The sequence below is a fragment of the Lentzea rhizosphaerae genome, from assembly GCF_042649515.1.
GTDB lineage: Bacteria > Actinomycetota > Actinomycetes > Mycobacteriales > Pseudonocardiaceae > Lentzea > Lentzea aerocolonigenes.
In genome coordinates, this window is the sequence record NZ_JBHRZI010000046.1 from 11,895 (window position 1) to 36,903 (window position 25,009).

Below are 25,009 nucleotides of genomic sequence, written 5' to 3' on the forward strand. Positions count from 1 at the left end.
GTAGCCGATGCCCTGCCGCCTGCTCACTCCGGTGACGAGCGCCACTCGTCCATCAAGAGATCCCATAGGGCTCCCAGCTAACCGATTCGAGCGACGCCGTCCAAGTCGATTTCGAGCCGCACCCGGTCCCCGACCTCGGTCATGGGCCCGACGGCCTCGAACTCCTCGCCGTCGATCTCCACCAGCAACCGCACGTGATCACGCCGGTGCACCCGCTCCAGCACCGTGCCCTCCAACGGGCCGGAATCGGCCACCCGCAACGCCGTGGCCCGCAGCCCGACCCGTCCAGCGGAGAGCCCCACGAACGACCCCGGCACGAACTTGTTGCATCCCAGGAACTTCGCGGTCTCCACGTCGACCGGCGACGACCACACCTCTGCCGGTGGTCCGACCTGGACGATCCGGCCGCGCGACATGATCGCCACCCGGTCGGCCAGCGTGAACGCCTCGTCGTGGTCGTGCGTCACGACCAGCGCGGTGGTCCGAGCCTCCCGCAGCAGCCGCGCCAGGTCCACCGCGAGCTGCTCGCGCAACGCCCGGTCCAGCGCCGACAAGGGTTCGTCCAGCAGCAGCAACCGCGGTGACGGCGCCAACGCCCGCGCCAGCGCCACCCGTTGCTGCTCGCCGCCGGACAGCTGCGTCACCCGGCGGTCGGCATACCCCTCGAGGCCGACCAGTTCCAGCAGCGACAGCACCCGCTTGTCCCGCGACTCGCGCTCGACCTTCTGCATCCGCAGCCCGAACGCCACGTTCCCCGCGACCGACCGGTGCGGGAACAGCTGCCCGTCCTGGAAGACCAGCCCGAACTCGCGCCGGTGCACCGGAACGCCGGCCAGATCACGCGAATCCCACCGCACAGCACCGGAAGAAGGCTTCTCCAGGCCCGCGATCGTGCGCAGCAACGTCGACTTCCCGCACCCGGACGGCCCGAGCAGCGCCACGACCTCCCCGTCGGCGACGGACAGCGACACGTCCGACACCGCGACCGTCTGTCCATATCGGACGGTGATCGAGTCCAGTTCCAGCGCCATCAGAACTCCCCGCTGCTCGGCACGCGCAACCGTTCGATCAGCAGCACGCACCCGACCGTGACGACCATCAGCAGCGCGCACGCCGCGTACGCCATCTGGCTGTTCAACTCCCCCGGCCGCGACATCAGCCGCGCGATCACCACCGGCAACGTCGGCGCGTCCGGTCGCGCGAGGAAGCTCGTCGCCCCGAACTCCCCCAGTGCCACCACGTACCCGAACCCGGCCGCCGCCGCCAGCGAACGGCCGACCAGCGGCAGGTCCACCTCGCGCCACACGCGCCACGGCGAAGCGCCCAGCGTCGCCGCCGCCTGCCGCAGCCGTTCGTCGACGGCCCGCAACACCGGCAGCACCATCCGCACGATCAACGGCGTCACCACCAACGCCTGCGCCAGCGGCACCAGCATCGGCGAGGTCCGGAAGTCACCGGGCAACGCGTCCATCGTGACCAGGTAACCGAAGCCGACCGTCACCGCGGACACCCCGAGAGGCAGCATCAACGCCGTGTCGAGCACCTCGGAGATCCGTGATCCCGACCTCCGCAACCCGACCAGCACCACCGCCGAGAACACCCCGACCACCAACGCCACCAGCGTCGCGTCGAACGCGGTTCGCACCGAGTTCAGCGCGGCGTCGATCCCGGTCACCGCGAGCGTGCCGCGATCACCTCGGGACGCCAGCGCCGCGTAGCCCGCGAAGCTCCAGCCGTCCCGAGTGGACAGTGACCGCGTCACCAGCCCGACGACCGGCGTCAGCAGCGCGACCACGACACCGAACGCCACGGCCACGACGTACCACTCGCCACCGGACGGCCGCCGCGCCAGCTCTTCCCTGCCGCGCAACGACAACGCGGTCTCCCGCCGGCGCCGGGCGAGGGCCCCCAGCACCAGCACGGCGAGCACCGCGGCGAACTGGAGCAACGACAGCGCCGCCGCCCCCGACAGGTCGAACAGCTCGACCGTCCGCAGGTAGATCTCGGTCTCCAGCGTCCGGTACCGCGATCCGCCCAGCACCAGGACCACACCGAAACTGGTGGCGCAGAACAGGAACACGACCGCCGCGGCCGACCCGATCGCGGGCGCCAGCGCGGGCAGCACCACCGACAGGAACGCGCGCGGCCGTGAGGCGCCCAAAGCACGGGCCGCGTCCTCGGCCCGTCGATCCGTGTGCGCCCAGAGCCCGCCGACGGTTCGTGCGACGACGGCGACGTTGAAGAAAGCGTTGGCCAGCACGATCGGCAGCACCCCGCCGTCCGGCCAGAACGTGCGGAAGGCCAGGCCCACCACCACTGTCGGCAGCACGAACGGCACCATCACGGCCGCGCGCACGAACCCGAGCCCGCGCAGGCGGCAGCGCGCGAGCACGAACGCCACGGGCAGCCCGGCGACGACTGCCACGACCGTCGACGCCAGAGCCTGCCCGAGGGTGAAGCCGACGAGCTCCCAGGTCTCCCCGGAGAACACCGCGTCGAGCACGCCGCCCTCGCGCAGGCCGAGGGTGACGATGGCCAGGACCGGCCAGGCGAAGAACAGGGCCAGGAAGGCCAGCGGCAGCAGGGCCGCCGCTGACCAGCCAGAACGAGCCGTGATCAGCCCTGCACGAGCTTGCGCCACTGCTCGACCCACGCTTCGCGGTTGTCCTTCACCTTGTCCGCGGGCAGCGTCTGCGGGTTCGTGGGCAACGGCGCGTCCTTGGCCCACGACTCGGGCAGCGCGACGCCCTCGCGCGACGGGTAGACGTACATCTGCTCGGCGACCTGGGCCTGGAACTTCTCGCCCAGCAGGAAGTCGAGGACCTTCTTCGCGTCCTCCGGGTTCTTCGCCCCGGACAGCACCCCGGCGTACTCGACCTGGCGGTAGCAGGTGCCGAGCACGGCCTTGGTCTTGCCGCCCTCCGCCGACGGCGACGAGGCGTAGGACACCACGATGGGCCGCGTGCCCTTCGTGGCCGAGAACTCCTGGTTGTAGGCCTCTTCCCAGCCGCTCACGACCTTGACGCCGTTGGCCTTGAGCTTGGTCCAGTAGTCCTGCCAGCCGTTCTCGCCGAACTTCGCGATCGTGCCGAGCAGGAACGCGAGCCCCGGCGAGGACGTGGCCGGGTTCTCCACGACCAGCTTGTCCTTGAACTTCGGGTCGATCAGGTCCTCGTACGAGGTCGGCTCGACCCCGCCGAGCTTCGCCGGGTCGATGTTCAGGCACACGTCACCGACGTCGACGGCCTGCAGCCGGTTCGAGTCGTCGGCCTTGTACCGCTGCGCGCCCTTCGAGGCCTCCGGCGAGGCGTACTCGGCGAACACGCCCTCGGACAGCGCCCGCGAGGCGAACGTCGAGTCGACGCCGAACGCGATGTCGCCGATCGGGTTGGCCTTGGTGAGCACCAGCTTGTTCGTGAGCTCGCCGGCGTCACCCGAAGCGATCTGCTTCACGGTGATGCCGCTGGCCTTCTGGAACTCGTCCAGGAGGCCCTCCTTGACCGCGAACGAGTCGTGCGTCACCAGAGTGACCTCGTGCGTCTGCGGCGCGGTCGACGTACCGGCCGAACAACCGGTCAGCGCGACAGCGGCGAGAACAGCAAAAATCCTTCTCACGTCAATCTCTCCCTACGCCGGTATGACCCGGATCAGGTGGACGGTCGAGGGCTTGCGAGCCCTCCTCTCAGCCCGGCGCTTCACCGGACTCCCGTGGCAAACGCGCAGCTTACGTGACGTGGTGGGACGATCAGGACATGGCCGAGCTGTTGAGCGACGATCAGCTGAACGACGTGCTGCCCAAGCTGCCCGACTGGACCGCCCAGGACGCGACCCTGGTCCGGACCGTGGAACTGGCGAGCTTCGCGCAGGCGATCATGGTCGTGAACCGGGTCGCGGAGATCGCGGAGAACGACAACCACCACCCTGACGTCGACATTCGCTACAAGACCCTGACATTTCGCCTGAGCACTCACTACAAGGGAGGAATCACCGCGCTCGACGTGTCTCTCGCCGAGGAAATCGACGGGGTCCTGGACGCGTTGGCCTGATTCGGTCAAGATGTGCGCTGCCGCCGCCCGCGGATATGAGAGGGAACACCCTCATGCGGTTGCGCACACCACTTTCCGTCGTGGCGCTGGCAGGCAGTCTTCTGATCGCTCCGGCGGCCGCGCAGGCCGTGCCCTGTGCCGTGACGGACGTGATGATCAAGGCCAGTACGGCGTGGGTCACCAAGGGCACCGACCTCAAGGCGAACAACTGGTCCAACGCGAACTTCCACACGGGCAACATCGCGCAGGTCCGGACGACCGGGATCAGCAACCACAAGACGTGGCCGTGGGTGCAGGCCAACAAGTTCCTGCTGCCCCTCGACCCGGCGAACCCGTACGCCCCGGACCCGCAGGCGAGCGGTGAGGCCTACCTCGCCGTGTCGTTCTTCCACCCGGAGCCCGAGGTGCTCCAGCCGTTGCGGGACAACCTGCGGGCCCAGGCGAAGACCGGGAAGGTCGACTACTGGAAGTCGCCGGACGCGCTGACCATGTCGCTGCCGTCCTTCACCGAGGTCGCCGTGCGCGACCTCGACCAGGACCTGCTCGACTACTCCTACCGGTCGTACCGCAGCCTCAAGAAGCGCACGTTCAACGAGCTCACGGGCCTGTGGAGCCTGAATGTGCAAACCAACGGCTGGGCCGTGCAGGGTCTCGCCAAGGCGATCCTGGCGTTGCCGAAGGACAACCCGTACCGCGCCGACTACGCCAAGACCCTGCGCAAGAGCGCGCACACGCTGCGGTACCTGCAGCGCCACGACGGGTTCTGGGGCGCCACCGGCAAGGACTCGGCGGCCACGGCGATGATCACCTATGCGTTCGCCGCGGGCATCAACGCGGGCGTCCTCGACAAGGACACCTACCTGCCGCACGTGCAGAAGGGCTGGCAGGCGCTCCAGACCGCGCTCGACGCCGACGGCCTGCTCGGCTGGACGGCGGCCCGCAACTCGTGGAAGCCCGCCTCAGCCGGAGACTCGGCTGGGTTCGCCGTCGGCAGCTTCCTCCTCGCCGGTCAGCAGCTCGTCCCGCTGACGCCGGGTTGCTAGACCGATCGCCACCAGCGTGAGCACGCCCGCGGCCGGATAGCCCCAGCCGAGCAGCACGAAGATCCACGGCCGCGGGAAGTCCCAGATGTTCGGCTGGGCGAGCAGCAGGAACGAGATCAGGTAGCCGCCGGTCAGCACCACCCAGAGACCGGCGGTGATCTTGCACAGGAGGTGTCCGCCCTCGTAGATCAGCCACAGCAGGGCGGGCACCATCCACACCCAGTGGTGGCTCCACGAGATCGGCGAGACCAGCAGGCCGAGCATCTGGACGCTCACGATCAACGCGAGCACGTCCTTGGTCTTGCTGACCGCGAACCACGTCAGCGCCGCCGCCACGAGCACGGCGACGATGTAGATGGGCCCGGTCTTGACGTCGTAGCCGAAGGTCCGGCTCAACGCGCCGCGCATCGACTGGTTGATCGCACTGCCGACCGGCCCGACGCGGCTCGCGTCACCGAGCAGCTGGAACCAGAACTTGTCGGACTGCGCGGGCGAGATCGCCCAGCCGATGCCGTACACGACGACGAAGGCCACGAACGACCACACGGCGGCCATCCACCGCCGTTGGATCAGGAAGAAGAGCCCGGAGATCGCGGGCGTCAGCTTGATGCCCGCGGTGAAACCCACACCGGCGCCGCCGACCCAGTTCCGCGCACTGGCGAGCGTGCCGATCAGGATCGCGCACAGCACCAGGTTGATCTGGCCGTAGTTGAGCGTGGTGCGCACCGGCTCGATCCACAGCACCAGCGCGGTCCAGAACATCGCGCGGCGCGGGTCGTTCAGCTTCAGCAGCTTGAGGCTCGTGCGCACGATGAAGTACAGGCAGCCGAGACAGATCAGCTGCCAGACCCAGCGGGACGCCTCCCACGGGATCCAGCTCATCGGCGTGAAGATCGCGGCCGCGAACGGCGGGTACGTGAACGGCAGCGGGAACACGTCCGCGTACTGGTCGAGCCGCCACTCGTACAGGTCACCCTTGAAGAGGTGCGGCGACCCGTTCCGGTAGACCAGCAGGTCGATCATGGTCATCTTCGTCTGGAACGCGACCATGAACAGATGCCCGACGACCGACAGGGCGAGCAGCCACGGTGCTACGGAGAGCACACGCGCTTCCACAGCACGGAGTTTCACCCCGAAAACGTTACCCGAGGCAACGTTTGCGGGTACCCCGGCGTCATAGGGACGGGAGAGATCGCAAGAGGGAGTTTTTCTGATCATGTCTGTTGATCTTGTTGTTGCCGCTGTCGCCGCTCTGGCCATGCTGGGGGTCGCGTTCGGAGTGTTCGCAGCTGCCGCACGCGCGAAGAACAACGTGTAAAACCGTTGTAAGACAACACGAAGGGGGAGCCTCCACTGTGGAGGCTCCCCCTTCGTGGTTCCTCAGTGGGAACCGGACGCTCAGGCGGCCTTAGAAGTAGTGCGCGCGTCCACCGACCGGCTTGCCGACCGCGCCGAGCACGGCCAGGATCGCGCCGATCACCAGAAGCACTACTCCGATGGTCGTCAGGATGCTGATGCCAGCCAGCCATCCGACGACGAGCAGGATCAGACCGAGAACGATCATGACACCTCCAGGTGGGGAATCCTTCTCTGGGCTACCCCACAGAGGTCGGTACAAACCTAATCGAGTGAAGAGAGAAGTTCTCGCACGTCCGCGAGCTCAGGCCGCCCCAACTGCAGGTAGATGGACTCCGCTTCGACGAGGTGGCCACGAGCACTCCCGGCGTCTCCGGTGGCGAGGTGGACCTTGGCCAGGTTGACGAGCGACACCGCCAGGTCTTTCACGGCCTTCATCTGCCGCAGCAGCCCGATGGCCTCCCGGTAACTGTCGATCGACTCCGCGTGACGGCTGAGCTCGAAGTGGATGGCACCCAGGGTCTCGAACGCGGTGGCGCGGGCCTCGGTGGGCATCTGGTCGGGGAACCGGTCGAACAGCGCAGTCGCACGACTGCAGGCTTTCAACGCTTGTTCGTGCTCACCCACCTTGTGATGAGCGAACCCGAGCGCGCTGAGGTAGTTGGCTTCCTCCAGGCTCCCCCGCAGACCGGCGGCCTTCGGCTGGAACTCCTCCAGCACCCTGAGCGCGTCCTGCCTGCGTCCCTGCAGCTCGTAGACGAAGGACAGGCCGCGCAGGAGGTTCGACTCCTCCGGAAGGGGGCCGAACTCGCTTTCGTAGCGCAGCGCTGCCTCGAGGTGACTCACCGCCTGCGGCAGAGCACGCAGGCCGATGCAGGTCGCGGCGAGGCAGCGGTGCAGGCGCGCCTCTGCCCACCGGTCACCCAGCCGCTGGGCGGCGAGAAGCCCTCGTTGCTCGACCGCTTCGGCCTCTCGCAGATCACCGCTGAACAACAGGATCAGGTGCAGCGACAGGGCCAACCGCCAGATGGCGTCGTCCGCCCCTGCGGCCTCCGCCCGGGAAACAACGGACAGCAACACCCGGATTTCCGCGGCGAACCACTCCTGGGCGGCGTCGTAGTCCGCTGGGGCGACGACCAGCGCACCCCGCACCGGCAGTCCGCCGGCCTGCTCGGCGGTCACGTTGGAAATCATTCGCCAGGCGGCGAGCGAGCTGTGGACGTAGTGGTCGAACATCCGCCGCTGTGCCTCCGCGTGCCGTGCCGGTGGCAGCTCGGCGGCACGTTCCGCGGCGTAGTCCCGGAGCAGGTCGTGCAGGGCGAACCGGCCGGCGCCCAGCGCGCTCGCCAGACTGCCCGCGACGAGCTCGTTCAGCGCTTTCCGCGCCTCGGTGAGCGACAGTGCGGCGAGGCTGGCGACGGCGGCGACCGTGACGTCCGGCCCGGGATGCAGGCCCAGCAACACGAACACCTCCGCCGCGGCCTCGCCGACGGAGCGCAGCGACCAGGAGAAGACGGACCTGATGCCGGTCCGCGGATCATCGATGTCGAGCGCGTCGAGCCGTTCCTGGTCCAGTTCGTCCGCCAGCACGGTGAGCGAGTCCCCGTAGGCCGCCCGTGCGGCGACGATGCCGAGCGCCAGCGGCAACCCCGCACACCGTTCGACCAGCCGTGCCACCGCGCCGGGCTCCGCGTTCACCCGCGCCGCACCGATCCGTTCGGCCAGGAGCGCGACCGCGGCCTGCTCGTCCAGCACATCGACCGCGACTGGCCGCGCGCCCTCCCGCGCGACGAGACCGCTCAGGCGGTTGCGACTGGTGATCAGGACCAGACTCGCGGTGCCACCCGGCAGCAACGGACGGACCTGTTCGACGTCCCTCGCGTTGTCCAGCACCAGCAGCACCCGCCGCCGTGCCAGCTCGGACCGGTACGACGCGATCAACGCCTCCCTCGACGACGGCACGTCCTTCGCCGGCACGCCGAGCGCGAGCAGGAAGTCGCGGGCGACCGCGGCCGGGTTCAGCGGCTCGGCGCCGGTGTCGAAGCCGCGCAGGTTGGCGTGGAGCTGACCGTCCGGGAAGCAGTCGGCGACCTGGTGCGCCCACTGCAGCGCGAGGGCGGTCTTGCCGACGCCGCCGATGCCGTTGATCGCGGAGATCAGCAGCGGCTCTCCCGGCCGGGCGGCGAGCGTCTCGGTGAGCCGCTTCAGTTCGTCCTCGCGACCGACGAAGTGCGGAGGTGCGGGAGGGAGCTGGCGCGGCACCACGAGTGGGGCTTCACCGCGCAGCACCTGTTCGTGCGCCTCACGCAGCCGTTGCCCGGGGCTCGCGCCCAGCTCCTCGGCCAGCAGCTCGCGGATCTCCTGGTACGCGGCCAAGGCCTCGGCCTGCTGCCCGGCGCGGTGCAGGGCGAGCATCAGCTGCGCCCAGAACGTCTCCCGCAGCGGGTGCTTCTGGACCAACGACCGAAGTTCGGGCACCAGCACGTCCGTGGCGCGGGTGAGGTCGTCGTCGATCCGGCGTTCGAGCGCGACGAGCTGCTCCTCGACCAGCCGCGGCACGTCCTCGTGGTGCAACGACTCGGACCGGACGTCGGCCAGCACCGGTCCCCGCCACAGCTGGAGCGCCGCTCGGAACTGGCCCTGCCCGGCCAGCGCGCGGAAACGGGCGAGGTCGAGCTGGTGGGGTTCGACCTGCGCGCTGTACCCGCCCGACACCGTCCTGACGCAGTTGGCCGCGCCGAGCGCCTGCCTGAGGCGCAGCACGACCGTCTGCAACGTCTTGTGCGCGCGGTCCGGTGCCGGCGGCGCACCGTCCCAGATGCGGTCCACGAGCTGGTCGATCGGCACGAACTCGTTGGCGCGCAACAGCAGGGTGGCGAGCAGCACCCGGCCCCTGCCCGCGGGCACGACGACGGGCTCGCCGTCGAGCAGCACCTCCAACTGGCCCAGCACGCGGTACTCGACGATCACACCGCCGAAGTCTAGGCGCGCGAGATGCGGCGCACTGTCCACGCGAGCACGGTTGGGCTGCCGGCCTTCGGACATGCGGGGAGTGAGCAGAACAGCGCTGTGGGTGGCTTCGGTGCTGTGCACGGCCGCGCTGGGTTGATCAGGTACGACAGACTACGGCGATGGCGATCAGATCCGACTGGACCTTGGAGATCATGCTGGAGCAAGCCAGAGATGCTTGCGACGACAGCGACGCACGAGACTCGATCGTCGACGCTCTCACCCACATGAACAGCGGCAAGAGCGGTCGCCGGGGCGGCAGGCACCTGGTCGAGCTCATGCAGGCCGCGCTCGATCTCGCCGAGCGGACCGAGGACGAGTCCGTCGTTCAGCGCCTGCGCGACGGCATCGACTACGCCGAGGGCCGCAAGTTCAAGCGGGACATGGAGGACCGCTACCCGCTGTTCCGCGACAAGCGCAGCGACCTCAACCTGAGCTTCCTCGGGACCATGCTCCAGACCACCGTGGAGTACAGCAGGAAGATCTGCGAGGAGTTCTTGCAGGAGCACCCCTCCGCGACCGGCGACGAGGTCGTCAACCACCTGCGGTCACTCGAGCTCGACATCCCGTTCATGGACGCTCCGGCGGAACGGCCAGGTCGATACCGGCTGGTACGAGGACGCGCCGAAAGCGCGGCGTGGATCACCGCGGTCCTCGCCGACCGCATCGACGTCGAGGACGTCGACGAAGCCGCACGGAAGATCGTCACGAACCCCGCCGCACTGGCCGCCCTCGCCGCCGACGAGGGCGGGGAGGTGCTCATCCAGGCGATGGAACTGAAGCGCAGGCACAGCGGCCTGACGAACCTGCGCGCGGTGATCGAGGACCCCGACTCGTCCGAGCACGACATCCACCGCGCGTTGCGCGATCAGCTGTGGATCTTCGGAGGGCGATTCGTCGGCGAAGCGCGACACCGCCGTCTCGTGCCAGGTGACGAGCTGGACATCCCGCTGCTGCGCCCGGACGGCACCTTGTGCGTGGTCGAGTTGAAGCGCGCGAACGAGCGGGTCGTCAAACGGCACCGCGGCGCGTGGGTGGCGACCGCCGACGTCCACGCCGGGGTCAGCCAGGCGTTGAACTACCTGTGTGCGCTCGACGAGAACAGGAACGAGGTCGTCGCCGAGTTCGCGATCGACGCCCGGCGCGCCAACGCCATCGTGCTGATCGGACACCCGCAGTTCCAGCCCGACGTTCCCGAAGCGACCGTCAACGAGGCCCTGCGCATCCAGAACGCGCACCTCACCCGTGTCGAGGTGCTCACCTACAAGGAGTTGCTGGATGCCGCAGAGCGCTCGTTGCTCCTGGACGATCAGACGTTGAAGCGGAACTCCACCACGTCACCGTCGACCATCACGTAGTCCTTGCCTTCCATCCGAACCTTGCCGGCGGCCTTCGCGTCCGCCTTCGACCCAGCCGCCACCAGGTCGTCGAACGACACGACCTCGGCCTTGATGAAGCCCTTCTCGAAGTCCGTGTGAATCACACCCGCAGCCTGCGGCGCCGTCGCACCCTGCGGAATCGTCCACGCCCGAGCTTCCTTCGGACCCGCCGTCAGGTACGTCTGCAGACCCAGCGTGTGGAAACCCGCACGCGCCAACGAGTGCAAGCCCGGCTCGTGCTGGCCGATCGACTCCAGCAGCTCGCGCGCCGACTCCTCGTCCAGCTCCAGCAGCTCCGACTCGACCTTGGCGTCCAGGAACACCGCGTCGGCCGGGGCCACCAGCTCGCGCAGCTCCTTCATGCGGGCCTCGTCGCTCAGCACGCCCTCGTCGGCGTTGAAGACGTAGAGGAACGGCTTGGTGGTGAGCAGCGAGAGCTCGCGCAGCAGTTCGCCGTCCACTTCGGACTGCGCGGAGAACAGGGTGCGGCCGGAGTCGAGGATCTCCTTGGCCTTCTTCGCGTTCTCCACGGCGGCGCGGCGGTCCTTCTGCATCCGCGCCTCCTTCTCGATCCTCGGAATGGCCTTCTCGAGGGTCTGGAGGTCGGCGAGGATCAGCTCGGTGTTGATCGTCTCGATGTCGCTCGACGGGTCCACGCGGCCGTCGACGTGCACGACGTCCGGGTCGTCGAAGACTCGGATGACCTGGCAGATCGCGTTGGCCTCGCGGATGTTGGCGAGGAACTTGTTGCCGAGGCCCTCGCCCTCCGACGCGCCCTTGACGATGCCCGCGATGTCGACGAACGACACGACGGCGGGCACCTCGCGCTCGGAGCCGAAGATCTCGGCGAGCTTGGTGAGGCGCGCGTCCGGCAGCGGCACGACGCCCACGTTCGGCTCGATGGTCGCGAACGGGTAGTTCGCGGCGAGCACGTCGTTGCGCGTGAGCGCGTTGAAGAGGGTGGACTTGCCGACGTTGGGCAGGCCGACGATACCGAGGGTCAAACTCACGGGAAGCGAGTCTACGGCAGGCCACGGTCATGTCCGATTCCCGCGAGCCATTGGCCGTTCCCGCTGGCAGGATCGATGGCATGGTCATTGACGAAGAACACGCGTATCGGGTCTGCGCCGCGCGTGACGCCCGGTTCGACGGGTGCTTCATCCACGCGGTGCGCACGACCGGCATCTACTGCCGGCCGTCGTGCCCCGCGGTGACCCCGAAGCGCCGCAACAGCCAGTTCTTCCTGACGGCGGCCGCGGCGCAGTCGGCGGGCTTCCGCGCGTGCCGCCGGTGCCTGCCGGACGCCGTGCCGGGCTCGCCGGAGTGGAACCTGCGGGCCGACCTCGCGGGCCGGGCGATGCGCCTGATCAGCGACGGCATCGTCGAGCGCGACGGCGTGTCCGGGCTGGCGGCGAAGCTCGGGTACTCGGAGCGGCACCTCACGCGGGTGCTGACCGCTGAGCTGGGTGCCGGGCCGCTCGCCCTCGCCCGGGCCCACCGGGCCCACGCCGCCCGGTTGCTCATCGAGACGACCGAGCTGCCGTTCGCGGACATCGCGTTCGCCGCCGGTTTCGCGTCGGTGCGGCAGTTCAACGACACCATCCGCATGGTGTTCGCCTCGACACCGTCCGACATGCGCGGCCGCGGCAAGGCGCCAGTGGGTACACCGGGCCGGATCGTGCTGCGGCTGCCGTACCGCGCGCCGTTTGACGCCATCGGGCTGTTGACCTACTTCCGCGCGCACGCGTTGCCGGGCGTGGAAGAGGTGACAGACGACTCCTACGCGCGCACGTTGTCATTGCCCCATGGCGAGGCAACGGTCCGTTTGACGTTCCCTGCGGACCACGTGCTGTGCTCGCTGCGGCTCGCCGACGTGCGCGACCTGGGCGCGGCGGTCTCCCGCGTGCGGCGCCTGCTGGACCTGGACGCCGACCCGGTCGCCGTGGACTCGTTCCTCGGCGCGGACCCGGTGATCGGCCCGCTGGTCCGCGAGGTGCCCGGCATCCGCGTCGCGGGCAGCGTCGACGGCGCCGAGACCCTGCTGCGGCTGGTGGCACCGTTCGCCGGCACGCCGCTGCGGATCCCGGACGGGGCGCTGACCCACCTCTACTCGGCCGGGGACCACCCCGTCACCGAGGCCGTGACGAGCGGCAGACTCGTCGTGGACGTGGGCCGCTCGATCGAGGACCTGACCGAGGAGCTCACACCACTGGTCGGCGCACGGGTCGCCGACGAGGTGGCCATGCGGGTGCTGGGCGCACCGGACGTGCTGGTGCTCCCGCGGTCGATGCAGAACCTTGCTTCCCACGGCCCCGACTGGCGGCCGTGGCGCTCCTACGCCGGAGCACACCTGACCAGGAAGGCAGCAACATCATGAGCGTCGCACACACGTCCACTGTGGACACCCCGGCGGGGCCGTTCACCGCGGTGGTCGCGCCGGACGGAGCGGTGCTGGCGAGCGGCTGGACCAGCGACATCTCCCTGCTGACGCCCCAGATCCACGCTTCCCTGATGCCGTCGGAGATCACGCCGCGCGCCGACCTGGGCGACGTCACCAAGGCCGTCGTCGCCTACCACGAGGGCGACCTGACCGCGATCGACACGATCGAGGTCCGGCAGAAGTCCGGCCCGTTCCTGCAGCACGCGTGGGACGTCCTGCGCACGGTCCGCGCTGGCGAACCCGTGACGTACAGCGAGTACGCGGAACTGTCCGGCCGCCCGGCCGCCATCCGCGCCGCGGCCTCGGCGTGCGCGCGGAACTCGGTGGCGCTGTTCGTGCCGTGCCACCGGGTGATCCGGATCGGCGGCAACCTGGGCGGGTTCCGCTGGGGCCTGGACGTCAAGCGCTGGCTGCTCGCCCACGAGGCCTAACCGACGAGGTCGATCCCCGGCGGACCGGCCATGGTCACCAGTTCCGTGCCGCACCGGGGACACGGCCTGGTGACGGGCCAGACCTGGTCGGTCTGCACCGAGTCCTGCGGCCCGAACCAGTCGTCGTGGCCCGCGTCCCGGCAGACGTGACAGCCGACGCGGAAGTGCAGCCGCACCCACGGGCGCTCGGCCAGCTCGGAAGCGCGCTGGCCGGGCCGCTCGAGGTCGAAGAACGGCGCCCACCAGAAGGACAGCCGACAACGCAACCGCTCGACACCGCCGCCCGCGGTGGTGTCGAACCCGGTGATCCTGATCGGGGCCGGATGCGCATCCGCGACGTCGTCCTGCTCGTCGAGCCGGCCGTCCGATGAGTGGCAGAGCCCGCTCTCGGCGCCGGGGTGCAGCGCCACCGTGCGGCCCACCCGGCGGCACACGAAGCAGTCGTGCGAGTACTCCAGGCGGTTCGACCACACGAAGTGGGCGGCCGGGGTGACCGTGGCTCGCGCGGTGATCTCCACGTGGGACAGCACGAGGCGAGGATAGTGGGGTGGGTCGGGACGTTGCCGGATGAAACTTGCGGTGCGACCGGGTGCGGCACGGGTTGAAAGCTGCTGGGCGAACCCGCGACCCGACTGGCGCGACACAGTCCCGAAGCCGCCGAACCAATTCACGGTCCGACGGGTGCGACACCGTCCAGAAGCTGCCGGACCGATCCGCGGTCAAGTGGATCTGGCGCGGCGCGGAGTCGGGAGCCGCCCACCTCTCGCCCCAGGCAGGCCAACAGCCACGCCGCAGCGCGCCGAACTGCTCTTCAGCGTGCACGAGCGCCGCGTTGACGCCCTCCCGTTCGGCGACCAGCCACGCTGCAACTCCCCACACCCGTTCGGCGACCAACAGCGTGGCGACTCCCAGCACCCGTTCGACGATTAGCCGCGCGGCGGCTGCCAGCACCCGGTCGTCGTCGGCAAGCGGCTAGGCCAGCGACACCTCCAGCGTGGACCCCGAGCGCGCCTTGCGGACGCGGAGCCGGGTCGGGATGCGTTGGCGCAGCTCCTCCACGTGTGAGACCAGGCCTACGACTCGGCCGCCGGCTCGGAGTTCGTCGAGGGTGTTCATGACGATGTCGAGGGTGTCCGAGTCGAGGGTGCCGAAGCCCTCGTCCACGAACAACGTGTCGAGCAGGGCGCCGCCGGTCTCGTTCGCCACTACGTCTGCCAGGCCCAGGGCCAGGGACAGCGAGGCCAGGAAGGACTCGCCGCCCGACAGCGTTTTGGCGGGGCGGGAGCGGCCCGAGTAGTCGTCCAGCACGTCCAGGCTCAGGCCGCCTCGGGTGCCGCGGGCGCCGGCCGAGTCGGAGTGCACGAAGCTGTAGCGGCCCTGGCTCATGCGGTGCAGGCGGGCCGAGGCGGCTACGGCCACCTCTTCCAGGCGGGCTGCCAGGACGTACGAGCGGAGCGTCATCTTCTTCGAGTTCTGGCCGCGGCCGTTGATCACGTCGGTCAGCGCGTCCAGCTCCGCGTAGGTGGCTTCGAGCGGCTCCAGCGACTTCCACTCGGCTCGCAGGCGGGCGGCCAGTTCGCTCACGCGGTCGAGGGCCGCGCGGGCTCGGGCCAGGCGGGTGGCCGCTTCGGACGCTGCGGCGCGGGCCGATGAGGCCTGGGCTGTCACCTCGGCCAGGTCCACCTCGGTTGACGGGTCGATCTCCGCCAGTTCTTCGAGGGTCGCCAGAGCTGAGGCGCGGGCGCGTTCCCAGGCGGCGATGCGGTCGTCCAAGGCTGCGAGCTTGATCGCGGGGCGGGCGGCGGCCAGTGCGGACTCCACGTCCGGGAAGCCCGCTTCGGTGGCCAGGGCGGCTACTGAGGCCTGTTGTTCCTCCACGCGGGCCAGGGCGGCGTCACGGGCCGAGCGGCGGTCGGCCAGCTCCACCAAGGCCTTCGCGAGGCGCAGCAGGTGGTCGCGGCGGGTCAGGACGTCCTCGTGCTCGCCGCGCGCCTTGTCCAGCCGGGCGCCGCGTTCTTCGACGACGGTGGTCAGCGACGCGTGTTCGGTGCGCAGGCCCACCAGGTCCTGCTCGACCTTGGCCTTCTCGGCGCCCAGGTCGCGGGTTTTCGCTTCCAGCGCAACGAACTCCGTCTGGCGCTGCGACCGCGTGCGAGCGAGTTCGCGAGCCGCGCCGTACTCCGCCAGGACGGCGGACGGCTCGTCAGATCCCAGAACTTCCCAGCACGCCTGGATGCGCAGCTCGGCGGCGTGCGCGGACCGTTCGGCCTCGTTGCGGCGGTCCAGCGCCGACTGTTCCTCGGCGGCGGCCACTTCCTCGTCGGCCGCGTCCACGCCGCCCAGCATCGGCTGCGCGGGCGCGGGGTGGCTCGGCGAACCGCAGACCGCGCACGGCTTGCCGCGCTTCAACGCCGCGGCCAGCTCGATGGCCATGTTCTCCAGGCGTTGCTGACGAACCTGCTGCAGGACGTCCTTGGCCTTCTGGTGAACGTCGATCGCCTCGTGCAGCTCCTTCTTGGTGCGCTCCAACGCTTCCCCGGCGCCGGGCAACGACTCCGCCGCCTCCGCGCGCACCTTCAGGCTCTCCAACCGGCCCGAGGCCTCCACCGCCGCGTCCAGCTGAACCCTGCACTGCGCCAGGCGTTCCGGCAGCACCTCCAGCTCCGCGTTGAGCGCCAGCAACCGGCGTTCGACCTGGTACGACGAGTTCTTCAGCACCGACAGTTTGCGCACGTCCGCCTGCTGGCGTTCCGCCTCCGCCGCAAGCTCGCCCAGGCCGCCCGCCTCCTCGCGGTAGCGCTCGGCGTCCTCCCGCAACGAGGAACCCTCGTATCCCAGGCGCGCCAACGACTCCGCGGCACGGGCCTCGTCGCGCACGGCGAACTCGTAGGACTGCTGGAGTTTCGCGATCTCCCCGAACGCCGGCACGACAGGGCTCGCGCGGCGGGCCGCGTCGCGTTCGGCGAACCACGACGCCGAGTCCGCCGCCTCGACGCGGGCCAGCAGCTCGCGGGCCTCGCGCACGCGGCGGATCTGGTCGGCCTGCACGCGGGCCTGGGCCAGCAGGGCGTCCGCGCCGTCGGCCACGCCCGCCGTCTCCACCGACAGCGCATCGGCCTCCCGGACGGCGAGAGAAAGCCGCTCCAGCACCGATTCCAGCCAGCCCGGCTCGAACGACGGCTCCTCACCAGCCGCCTCCGCCACGCGGTGCATCAGCTCCGAGGCACCCTTGCGACGCTCCTCCAGCACCCGGCCCGCGGCGACTCGCTTGTCGCGGAACCACTTCTCGACGTCCAGGAACCGCTCGGTGCCGAAGAGCTTCTCCAGCAACACCTCGCGTTCGGCCGTCTCCGAGCGCAGGAACTTCGCGAACTCGCCCTGCGGCAGCAGCACGACCTGGAAGAACTGCTCGTACGACATCCCCAGCAGATCTTCGACGGCACGCGCCACGTCGTCGATGCGCGTGATGCCCTCGCCGTCCCACCCTTCGAGCCACGTCAGCGAGCACTTCGCGGGCTGCGTCGTGAAACCGCCGCCGCGCTTCTTCGGCCTGTCGAACTCCGGCGACCGCACGATCCGGAACCGCCGCGACTGCACCGTGAGCTCGAGCGACACCTCCGTCGGCACCTCGGGATCCGCGTACTCGCACCGCAGCTTCTTCACGTCGCCACGCGCACCCGGCACCCGGCCGAACAGGGCGAACGCCACCGCGTCGAGCAGCGTCGTCTTGCCCGCGCCCGTGTCGCCGTGCAGCAGGAACAACCCGTCCGCGCCCAGCTCGTCGAAGTCGACGGTCTCCGGCCGCGGGTAGGGCCCGAACGCGGTCAGCTCCAGGCGGTGCAGTCTCATTGCTCCTGCTCCCTCGCCACCGACGCGAACGCCTCGCGCAGCAACGCCTTCTCCGCTTCGGAAGGCTCGGAACCCCGCGCGTCCGACACGAAGCAGCAGGCCACTTCCTCGTCGGTGCGGCCGCGCACCCGTTCCGCGTACGTCATCGTGTGCTGCTGGGCCTGCTCCGGCCGCCACTCCACGTGCACCGCGTGCTCGAACCGCTTCTGCAGCTGCCGCAACGCGTCCATCGGCCGCACCTGGTCCGTCAGCACGACCGACAGGAAGTGGTCCTCGATCGGCGTGTGCGCCGGATCCTCCAGCACCTCGGCCAACGTGCCGCTCACGACGGCCAGCTGCCGCGGCACGGGCAGATCACGCCGCTCCACCCCGACGAGGCCGCCGGAGTCCAGCTCGACCAGCCACACCGACTTCCGCTGCCGCGCCTCGGAGAACGAGTACGCGAGCGGGCTGCCCGAGTACCGCAGGTTCTCCGCCAGCGTCTGCGGTCCGTGCAGATGCCCCAGAGCCACGTAGTCGACGCCCTCGAACACGTGCATCGACACGTCCTGCACGCCACCCACCGCGATGGTGCGCTCGGACTCCGACGGCGCCCCGCCGGTGACGAACGCGTGCGCCAGCACCACCGACCGCGCCTCGCGACCGGCCAGATCGGCACGGATCCGCCGCATCGCCTCACCGAGCACGGGAGCGTGCCCCTTCTCCGCGACCCCGAGCACGTGACGAGCCGGTTCCGGTTCCAGGAAAGGGATCCCGTACACCGCGACGGGACCGTGCTCGTCCTCCAGCTCGACGGGCTTGTCCAGCAACGAGATCTGCGTGCGGAGGAAGAGCCCGCCCGCCGCCGCGAACTCGCCGAACACCCCGATCCGCGCCGCCGAGTCGTGGTTGCCGGGCGTGATCACGATCCGCGCACCGGCAGCGCGGATCCGCATCAGCACCCGCGCGCACAACGCCACCGCGTCGGCCGAGGGCACCGCCCTGTCGTAGAGGTCGCCGGAGATGACCACGACGTCGACCTTCTCGGAAGACACCAGGTCAGCGAGGCCGCTCAGCACCGACTCCTGCTCGACGAGCAGGTCGCGGCCGTGGAAGGTGCGCCCCACGTGCCAGTCGGAGGTGTGCAGGATCCGCATGGCACCAACCGTAGAGACGAGGTCTGACAAATCTCCGGGAGGGTTCCCGGCGTGTCACCCGATCGAGTTCAACATCTTTGAGGGAGCATCATCGGTGCCGTGACCGCAGTGATCATCACCGCCTCGCTCGTCCTGGCGCTCGTCAGTGCCGGGGCGCTGGTCTTCGTCTGGCGCCTCTACCAGGACAGCGTTCGCCGCACCGACGAAGCGCTCAACGCCATCAGCACCGAACGCGCGCGCTACGACGCACAGCAACAAGCCCTGCAACGGTACGAAGTGGCGTTCTCCAGCGTCAGCGGCCGCGGTGAGCTCGGCGAACAGGTGCTCGTCGAGACGGCGCGCGCACTCGGCCTGAGGGAAAACCTCCACTACACGCTGCAGACCGACGTCGCCGGCGGCGGTGCGGTGCGTCCGGACATGGTGCTGAACGTCGGCGGCGGCCGCATGGTCCCGGTCGACTCGAAGATGTCCATGGCAACGTGGGCCGAAGCGGTCGAAACGGACGATCCGCAGGAACGTCAGGACGCGCTCAGGGTCCACGTCCGCAACATCCGCTCCCGCGCCGCCGAACTGGCGGGCAAGGGCTACCAGCGCTGGGCCGACGCGATCTACGGCACGATCATGTTCGTCCCCAACGACGGCGCGGTCGTCGCCGCCCTGGACACCGATCCCGAACTGCTGCGCTGGCTGCTGGACCGCCGCGTCTTCCTCTGCGGCCCGACCGGGTTCGCCGTGATCGCCTCCAGCGCGATGTTCGCGGTCACCGAACGAGCCCTCGCCGACGACGTCGAGCAGGTCAGGCTCCAGGCCGGGCGCGCCAACCGGGCCGCGGACACCGCCATCGAGGCGGTCAACCTCTCCACGACGCACCTGCAGCGCTTCCTCTCGGCACGGCGCAGGGAGCTCGACGCCCTGGAGGGCTTCCGGGCGAGCGTGGAGCCGCTCACGGACGCCTCGGCCACCCCCACGCCCCTGCCTCTCGTCCGAAGGGCGGACGAACAGTCCGCTTAAAACGCACGCAGAGTGCCCAAAGGTTGCTTCTGGGTGAGAAAGCAGCGGACCGGCGAACACCGAATGGCCGAACGGCTACCGTGTGCGGCGTGAGTGAGTTGCGCGAGCGTTCGGCAGCCTTCGATGACGACGTCGAGGACTATGACGCGGTTCCGTGGAACTACCGGGCTGCCTTCGGCGAGTTCAAGGGCATCCCGTGGTGGGCGGCGATCCTGTCGGCCCTGGTCCCGGCGTTCATCGGCGCGTTCATCGACATCAACTCCAGCAAGACCGTGGGCTGGACGTTCAACGCGGTGTTCTTCGTCGGCGCGCTCGCCGCGATCCTGCTGGTCCAGCGCCGCAGCCTGTTCGCGCCCATGGTCCAGCCGCCGCTGGTCCTCGCCGCCACCGTGCCCCTGCTCGTGCTGTTCACCGGCGGCATCCAGAAGGGCAACCTGGCGTCCATGGCGCTCGGCCTGGGCCGGCCGTTGATCGACAGCTTCCCGGTCATGGCGGTCACCACCGCCGTCACCGTCGCGCTGGGCATCGTGCGGATCTTCCTCCAGAAGGACCCGAACCGGCCGTCCAAGGACGAGGTCCGCGAGGCCAAGGCCGAGCTGAAGTCCCGCGGCAAGCCCGCCGCCCGCAAGCCCGCACGTGAGCGCGAGGAGCCCGCAGAGGAGCGCCCGCGCCGTCCCCGCCCGGAAGGCGCACCGGCGCGCCGCCCGCGTCCCGAGGGCGCCCCTGCCCGCCGTCCACGCCCGGAAGGCGCCCGCGGCGAGCGTCCGGCAGGCCAGCGCAGGCCGCGGCCGCCGCGTGAGGACCGCTAGCCGGTTGTTCGGGATCGCTCTCCGAACCACGAACAACGGATCACGGACAACAACGCCCTGACCTGCACCGCACTCTGCCAGCATGAGTGCGATGCCTAGAGGGGAACGTCCGCTGGACGACGGCGACAGTCCACTGCTGCTGTTCGCCGCGGACCTGCGACAACTGCGCACCAACGCGGGGAAGCCGAGCTACCGGGAGCTGTCCCGGCGCGCGCACTTCTCCGCGAGCACTCTGTCCGACGCGGCGGGCGGGCGGAAGCTGCCCGGCCTCGACGTCACGCTCGCCTACGTCAGGGCGTGCCACGGCGACGAGACCGCGTGGGAACGGCGCTGGCACGACCTCGCCGTCGCGATGGCGCGGAGCAGGACCACCGACGGGCCGTCCCCGTACGTGGGCCTGAACCCGTTCACCGCCGAGGACGCCGATCGCTTCTTCGGCAGGGAGACCCTCACCGCCTCGTTGCTCGACCGGCTCGGCCGCCAGCGGTTCCTCGCCGTGTTCGGCGCTTCCGGCGAGGGCAAGTCGTCACTGCTCAGGGCGGGCATCGCGGCGAAGTTCCCGAACGCGGTGGTGTGCACGCCCGGCCAGGACCCCGACGCCGCGATCGCCGAGGCGCTGGCCCGCGACCCCGAACTGCTCGTCGTGGACCAGTTCGAGGAGCTCTTCACGCTCTGCGAGGACGAGGTCCAGCGCACGGCGTTCCTGGACGCCCTGCTCACCGCCGGCTGCCGGCGCGTGATCGCCGTGCGGTCCGACTTCTACCCGCACTGCGCGCAGTACCCGAAGCTCGCGGACGCACTCACGGACGCACAGGTGCTCCTCGGCACGATGACACCCGACGAGCTGCGCCGTGCCATCACCCAGCCCGCCGCGACCGCCGGCTGCACGGTCGAGACAGCCCTGCTGACCACCCTCGTCGCCGAGGCCGCCGGACGCAGCGGAGTGCTCCCCCTCGTCTCCCACGCGCTGCTCGAGACGTGGCACCGCAGGCGCGGCCACACGCTCACGCTCGCGGGCTACCAGGCCGCCGGCGGCATCCAGGGCGCACTCGCACAGAGCGCGGAGGCCGCGTTCGCTTCCCTCGACGACTCCGAGCAGCACCTCGCCAGGCAACTGCTGCTCCGGCTGAGCTCCGACGGCACGAAACGCCCGGTCCCGCGCCTGGAGGTCGTGGGCGAGGAGGTCCTGAACGTTCTGGCCGAGACCAGGTTGATCACCGTCGGCGAGCACACCGTCGAGGTCACCCACGAGGCGCTGTTCTCGGCCTGGCCGCGGCTGCGCGCCTGGCTGGACGAGGACCGCGAAGGCCTCCGCACGCACCGCAGGCTCACCGACGCCGCCAGGACGTGGGCCGAGCTGGGCCGGGACACCGACTCGCTCTACCGGTCCACCAGGCTCGCCGAGACCGACGAGTGGGTCGCCCGCACCAGGCCGGAGCTGACCGGCACCGAGCGCGAGTTCATCGGCGCCTCCAGGGCTCTGCAACGCCGCCGCCTGCGCCGCCTGCGCTGGGTCGCGACCGGGCTGTCGGCCCTGCTCGTGGCCATCACGGCGACGGCGGTGGTCGCCGTGCAGCAACGCCGCGAGGTCGAGCGGCTCAGCCTCATCACGCAGTCGCAACAGCTCGCGTCGGCCTCGGACGCGCTGGCCGTCAGCGATCCCCTGCAGTCCGCCCGCAAGGCGACCGAGGCGTACCGGACCTACCCCACCACCGAGGCACGCAGCCGTCTGCTCAGCGCAGCAGCAGCGGCACGTGGCCGCAAGGTCGACCACAACGGCGCGTGGAGCTTCGGCACGGGCAAGGACACCATCAACCTGATGGGACCTGACGGGCTCATGCAGTACGACGCGGCCAGCCTGTCACCGAAAGCGAAGTGGCGGCCGAGCCAGGACAGCTACGTGCACTCCTGGGACATCGCACCGGACGGCCGCACGATCGCGGCGGTCCTGCAGAACGGGCGAATCCTCCTCTGGACGGGCCCAGAGGCCGACCCCGTCGTGATGCAGGAGTACGGCACACACGGCGGTGTCGCGTTCACGTCCGATGGCCGCTCTCTCGTCGTAGGCGGCGACGTCTGGGACATGACCACCCGCAAGCTCGAGTTCTCATTGCCGGTCGGCCAGGATTACGGCCCGTTCGCGCTCAACGACCGTGTCCTGGCGTTGTCGAAAGGCGACGCCATCTCGTTGTGGGACCTCCAGACACGGCAGCAGACCGGCACACTCCAGGTGCAGACGAGCGGGATCAGCAAGATCCGCCTGCTGCCCGGCGGCAAGCTCGTCGCGATCGCCACCACCGAAGGCCAGGTGCAGGTGCGCGACCTCGCCACGGGTGCGGTGGCCGCCACCCCGCCCGCCCACACGGGCATCGTCCAGGACCTCTTCCTCAACCCTGACGGCAGCGTGCTCGTCTCGGCAGGTGAGGACGGCCGTGTGCACCTGTGGGACCTCACGCGCAACGCGGTCATCACGACGCTCACGGTCAACGAACCCGCCCGCAGCGCGAAGTTCACCGCGGACGGCACCCTCGCCGTGCTCACGCCGCGTGCTCTGCGGTTCTGGCCTCCCGGCAGCCTGCCGACGAGGGTCGGTCACACGGTCCAGGCGCTCGCGGTGGACAAGGACGGCTCGGTGCTCACCCTCGACGAGATCGGCGTGATCGAACGCCGCGACTCGGCCCTGCGCACACAGCAGCGCGTTGAGACCGGTGCAGAACAACACACATCGGGCCGTTTCAGCCCCGACGGCACTCTCGTCGCGACGAGCTGGCCGTTCGCGGTGCGTGACGTGGCGACGGGAAAGCCGGTCATCGAGCCGAAAGCGGGCGGCGGCAGCCTGCTGATGTCGCGCTCGGCGGTCGCGTTCGGCGAGAACGCCGTCGCCGTGGTGGGCGCCACCAGTCCCGACGCCGTCTGGCCGCTCACCGGCGAGATCACGCCGTCGTACATCGGCGGCGACTCAGCGGGCCCGCGCACCGCGGTCTCGTTCGGCCGGCGCGGCAACCAGCTCGTGCTCGCCCGTGAGGACGGCGAGGTGCAGATCCGCGACGACGGCCTGAACACGCTCACGTTGCCCCGCACGCACTCCGCGGCCGTGCGGGCGATCGCGCTCTCCGCCGGCCGGAAGTTCCTCGCAACGGGCGGCGACGACGGCCTGATCGCGCTCTGGGACACCGCGACGTGGAAGAAGATCGGCGAGCTGCGCGGGCACTCCGACGCGGTCACGGCGCTGCAGTTCAGCCAGGACGGCAACCGGCTCGTGAGCGGTGGCGCCGACCGCACGGTGATCGTGTGGGACGTGCGCGCGCAGGCGGCGTGGGCGAAGCTGCGCGGCCACAGCCGGGGCGTCACGCACCTGGCGTGGGGCAAGGAGGGCAGGACCGTGGTGTCCGCCGGTCCCGACGGCATCGTGGTGTGGGGCCTGGACGTGGACCAGGCCCTGCGCACCCTCGGCTGAACGGCACGCGGGGCCCTCTCGTGCGCTCAGAGTGCACGAAAGCTCCCCGCGTGCACTCGGAACTAGCGGACCATGTCCTTGCGGAGCTCGCGTGGCAACGCGAAGGCGATCTTCTCGTTGGCCGTGGTGATCTCCTCGACCTCACCGAACCCCTGCGACTCCAGGAACTTCAGCAGCTCCATCACCAGGATGTCCGGCACCGACGCGCCCGACGTGACGCCGACGGTCTCGACGCCCTCGAGCCACGCCGTGTCGACCTCCTTGGCGTAGTCGATGAGGTACGAGGCCTTGGCGCCGTGCTGCAGCGCGACCTCGACCAGCCGGACGGAGTTCGACGAGTTCTTCGAGCCCACGACCAGCACCAGGTCACACGACGGCGCCATCGTCTTCACCGCGGTCTGGCGGTTCGACGTGGCGTAGCAGATGTCGTCCGACGGCGGGTCCTGCAGCTCGGGGAAGCGGTCCTTGAGCTGCCGCACGCGCACCATGGTCTCGTCGACCGAGAGCGTGGTCTGCGACAGCCAGATGACCTTGGACGGGTCGCGCACCTCGACGGTCGCGGCGTCCTCGGCGGTGTCGACGAGCTGGACGTGGTCCGGCGCCTCACCGGCGGTGCCCTCGACCTCCTCGTGGCCCTCGTGGCCGATCAGGAGGATGTCGTAGTCCTCCTTGGCGAAGCGCACGGCTTCCTTGTGCACCTTCGTCACCAACGGGCAGGTGGCGTCGATGGTGCGCAACGAGCGCTGCGCCGCCTCCTCGTGGACGGCGGGCGACACGCCGTGCGCTGAGAACACCACGAGTGCGCCCTCAGGAACCTCGTCCGTCTCGTTGACGAAGATGGCACCGCGGTCGGACAGCGTCTCCACGACGTACTTGTTGTGGACGATTTCCTTGCGCACGTAGACGGGTGCGCCGTACTGCTCGAGAGCGCGCTCGACCGTCTCCACGGCACGATCAACGCCCGCGCAGTAACCACGCGGCTTCGCCAACAGGACTCGCTTGGGCATGACACCAGGGTACCCAGCGCGAGTTCTTCGCATCTC

19 protein-coding genes are annotated in these 25,009 nt (G+C 69.9%); 8 read left to right on the top strand and 11 right to left on the bottom strand.

Annotation, left to right across the window (positions count from 1 at the left end; translation table 11 throughout):
* Positions 1 to 77: 77 nt before the first annotated feature.
* The 3 genes from ACFOWZ_RS41850 to ACFOWZ_RS41860 are packed head-to-tail and all read right to left on the bottom strand — an operon-like array spanning position 78 to position 3,615.
* Positions 78 to 1,031, bottom strand: a complete 954-nt coding sequence (locus ACFOWZ_RS41850) for an ABC transporter ATP-binding protein (RefSeq protein WP_382379547.1) — start codon at positions 1,029 to 1,031, stop codon at positions 78 to 80.
* A complete protein-coding gene (locus tag ACFOWZ_RS41855; RefSeq protein WP_382379766.1) occupies positions 1,031 to 2,641 on the bottom strand; it encodes an ABC transporter permease in 1,611 nt (536 codons plus the stop codon). Before ACFOWZ_RS41855 ends, ACFOWZ_RS41850 begins: the two co-directional genes overlap by 1 nt.
* Positions 2,617 to 3,615, bottom strand: coding sequence for a thiamine ABC transporter substrate-binding protein (locus ACFOWZ_RS41860; protein ID WP_382379548.1), 999 nt, complete (start codon positions 3,613 to 3,615; stop codon positions 2,617 to 2,619). Before ACFOWZ_RS41860 ends, ACFOWZ_RS41855 begins: the two co-directional genes overlap by 25 nt.
* Before the next feature lie 137 nt (positions 3,616 to 3,752).
* Between ACFOWZ_RS41860 and ACFOWZ_RS41865 the strand changes: the two genes are divergently transcribed.
* Together ACFOWZ_RS41865 and ACFOWZ_RS41870 are read left to right on the top strand one after the other, a co-directional pair.
* Positions 3,753 to 4,046 (top strand): 4a-hydroxytetrahydrobiopterin dehydratase, encoded by a 294-nt coding sequence (locus tag ACFOWZ_RS41865; RefSeq protein WP_382379549.1) that lies wholly within the window; start codon positions 3,753 to 3,755, stop codon positions 4,044 to 4,046.
* Positions 4,047 to 4,105: 59 nt separating this feature from the next.
* Positions 4,106 to 5,089 (top strand): glycoside hydrolase family 88 protein, encoded by a 984-nt coding sequence (locus ACFOWZ_RS41870; protein ID WP_382379550.1) that lies wholly within the window; start codon positions 4,106 to 4,108, stop codon positions 5,087 to 5,089.
* Here the strand turns inward: ACFOWZ_RS41870 and ACFOWZ_RS41875 are convergent.
* The 3 genes from ACFOWZ_RS41875 to ACFOWZ_RS41885 all read right to left on the bottom strand — a co-directional run bounded on the left by ACFOWZ_RS41875 (position 5,006) and on the right by ACFOWZ_RS41885 (position 9,457).
* Entirely contained in the window at positions 5,006 to 6,220 is a 1,215-nt protein-coding gene (locus ACFOWZ_RS41875) for a mannosyltransferase (RefSeq protein WP_382379551.1), read from the bottom strand. The two genes, ACFOWZ_RS41870 and ACFOWZ_RS41875, sit on opposite strands and share 84 nt — an antisense overlap.
* Before the next feature lie 277 nt (positions 6,221 to 6,497).
* Positions 6,498 to 6,653 (bottom strand): DUF6131 family protein, encoded by a 156-nt coding sequence (locus tag ACFOWZ_RS41880; RefSeq protein WP_086662791.1) that lies wholly within the window; start codon positions 6,651 to 6,653, stop codon positions 6,498 to 6,500.
* Positions 6,654 to 6,709: 56 nt separating this feature from the next.
* Positions 6,710 to 9,457 carry an AfsR/SARP family transcriptional regulator gene (locus tag ACFOWZ_RS41885; protein WP_382379552.1) on the bottom strand — a complete coding sequence of 916 codons (2,748 nt, stop codon included), beginning with the start codon at positions 9,455 to 9,457 and terminating at the stop codon, positions 6,710 to 6,712.
* A 119-nt stretch (positions 9,458 to 9,576) separates the two neighbouring features.
* Here ACFOWZ_RS41885 and ACFOWZ_RS41890 point away from each other — a divergent pair, with 119 nt between their 5' ends.
* The gene (locus ACFOWZ_RS41890; RefSeq protein ID WP_382379553.1) at positions 9,577 to 10,812 is read left to right on the top strand and encodes a Shedu anti-phage system protein SduA domain-containing protein; all 1,236 of its coding nucleotides are present in this window, start codon (positions 9,577 to 9,579) and stop codon (positions 10,810 to 10,812) included.
* Here ACFOWZ_RS41890 and ychF read toward each other — a convergent pair.
* Positions 10,764 to 11,843: a redox-regulated ATPase YchF gene (gene ychF / locus ACFOWZ_RS41895; protein ID WP_382379554.1), complete on the bottom strand. Its 1,080-nt coding sequence runs from the start codon at positions 11,841 to 11,843 to the stop codon at positions 10,764 to 10,766. The two genes, ACFOWZ_RS41890 and ychF, sit on opposite strands and share 49 nt — an antisense overlap.
* Before the next feature lie 80 nt (positions 11,844 to 11,923).
* On the opposite strand from ychF, the gene ACFOWZ_RS41900 reads away from it, so the two are divergent.
* Both ACFOWZ_RS41900 and ACFOWZ_RS41905 read left to right on the top strand, forming a co-directional pair.
* On the top strand, positions 11,924 to 13,210 hold the full coding sequence (locus tag ACFOWZ_RS41900) for a DNA-3-methyladenine glycosylase 2 family protein (protein ID WP_382379555.1): 1,287 nt from the start codon (positions 11,924 to 11,926) through the stop codon (positions 13,208 to 13,210).
* Complete coding sequence (locus ACFOWZ_RS41905) at positions 13,207 to 13,704, top strand: methylated-DNA--[protein]-cysteine S-methyltransferase (protein ID WP_382379556.1); 498 nt, start codon at positions 13,207 to 13,209, stop codon at positions 13,702 to 13,704. Before ACFOWZ_RS41900 ends, ACFOWZ_RS41905 begins: the two co-directional genes overlap by 4 nt.
* On the opposite strand, the gene ACFOWZ_RS41910 is transcribed toward ACFOWZ_RS41905, so the two are convergent.
* The 3 genes from ACFOWZ_RS41910 to ACFOWZ_RS41920 form a co-directional block, all read right to left on the bottom strand.
* Entirely contained in the window at positions 13,701 to 14,234 is a 534-nt protein-coding gene (locus ACFOWZ_RS41910) for a hypothetical protein (protein WP_382379557.1), read from the bottom strand. The genes ACFOWZ_RS41905 and ACFOWZ_RS41910 overlap by 4 nt on opposite strands.
* A gap of 442 nt (positions 14,235 to 14,676) precedes the next feature.
* On the bottom strand, positions 14,677 to 17,553 hold the full coding sequence (locus ACFOWZ_RS41915) for an AAA family ATPase (RefSeq protein WP_382379558.1): 2,877 nt from the start codon (positions 17,551 to 17,553) through the stop codon (positions 14,677 to 14,679).
* Positions 17,550 to 18,689 carry an exonuclease SbcCD subunit D gene (locus ACFOWZ_RS41920; protein ID WP_382379559.1) on the bottom strand — a complete coding sequence of 380 codons (1,140 nt, stop codon included), beginning with the start codon at positions 18,687 to 18,689 and terminating at the stop codon, positions 17,550 to 17,552. Before ACFOWZ_RS41920 ends, ACFOWZ_RS41915 begins: the two co-directional genes overlap by 4 nt.
* Positions 18,690 to 18,788: 99 nt before the next feature.
* On the opposite strand from ACFOWZ_RS41920, the gene ACFOWZ_RS41925 reads away from it, so the two are divergent.
* The 3 genes from ACFOWZ_RS41925 to ACFOWZ_RS41935 all read left to right on the top strand — a co-directional run bounded on the left by ACFOWZ_RS41925 (position 18,789) and on the right by ACFOWZ_RS41935 (position 23,966).
* On the top strand, positions 18,789 to 19,700 hold the full coding sequence (locus ACFOWZ_RS41925) for a DNA recombination protein RmuC (protein ID WP_030472927.1): 912 nt from the start codon (positions 18,789 to 18,791) through the stop codon (positions 19,698 to 19,700).
* 89 nt (positions 19,701 to 19,789) lie between these two features.
* On the top strand, positions 19,790 to 20,509 hold the full coding sequence (locus ACFOWZ_RS41930) for a DUF6542 domain-containing protein (protein WP_382379560.1): 720 nt from the start codon (positions 19,790 to 19,792) through the stop codon (positions 20,507 to 20,509).
* Positions 20,510 to 20,600: 91 nt separating this feature from the next.
* Positions 20,601 to 23,966: an nSTAND1 domain-containing NTPase gene (locus ACFOWZ_RS41935; RefSeq protein WP_382379561.1), complete on the top strand. Its 3,366-nt coding sequence runs from the start codon at positions 20,601 to 20,603 to the stop codon at positions 23,964 to 23,966.
* Between the two features lie 62 nt (positions 23,967 to 24,028).
* On the opposite strand, the gene ACFOWZ_RS41940 is transcribed toward ACFOWZ_RS41935, so the two are convergent.
* A complete protein-coding gene (locus ACFOWZ_RS41940) occupies positions 24,029 to 24,973 on the bottom strand; it encodes a 4-hydroxy-3-methylbut-2-enyl diphosphate reductase (protein ID WP_382379562.1) in 945 nt (314 codons plus the stop codon).
* Positions 24,974 to 25,009: the final 36 nt, after the last annotated feature.

Coding starts and splice junctions, on each gene's coding strand:
- ACFOWZ_RS41850 (WP_382379547.1), bottom strand. CDS start 1,031: ATGGCGCTGGAACTGGACTCGATCACCGTCCGATATGGACAGACGGTC.
- ACFOWZ_RS41865 (WP_382379549.1), top strand. CDS start 3,753: ATGGCCGAGCTGTTGAGCGACGATCAGCTGAACGACGTGCTGCCCAAG.
- ACFOWZ_RS41935 (WP_382379561.1), top strand. CDS start 20,601: ATGCCTAGAGGGGAACGTCCGCTGGACGACGGCGACAGTCCACTGCTG.
- ACFOWZ_RS41890 (WP_382379553.1), top strand. CDS start 9,577: ATGGCGATCAGATCCGACTGGACCTTGGAGATCATGCTGGAGCAAGCC.
- ACFOWZ_RS41905 (WP_382379556.1), top strand. CDS start 13,207: ATGAGCGTCGCACACACGTCCACTGTGGACACCCCGGCGGGGCCGTTC.
- ACFOWZ_RS41880 (WP_086662791.1), bottom strand. CDS start 6,653: ATGATCGTTCTCGGTCTGATCCTGCTCGTCGTCGGATGGCTGGCTGGC.
- ACFOWZ_RS41940 (WP_382379562.1), bottom strand. CDS start 24,973: ATGCCCAAGCGAGTCCTGTTGGCGAAGCCGCGTGGTTACTGCGCGGGC.
- ACFOWZ_RS41915 (WP_382379558.1), bottom strand. CDS start 17,553: ATGAGACTGCACCGCCTGGAGCTGACCGCGTTCGGGCCCTACCCGCGG.
- ACFOWZ_RS41920 (WP_382379559.1), bottom strand. CDS start 18,689: ATGCGGATCCTGCACACCTCCGACTGGCACGTGGGGCGCACCTTCCAC.
- ACFOWZ_RS41900 (WP_382379555.1), top strand. CDS start 11,924: ATGGTCATTGACGAAGAACACGCGTATCGGGTCTGCGCCGCGCGTGAC.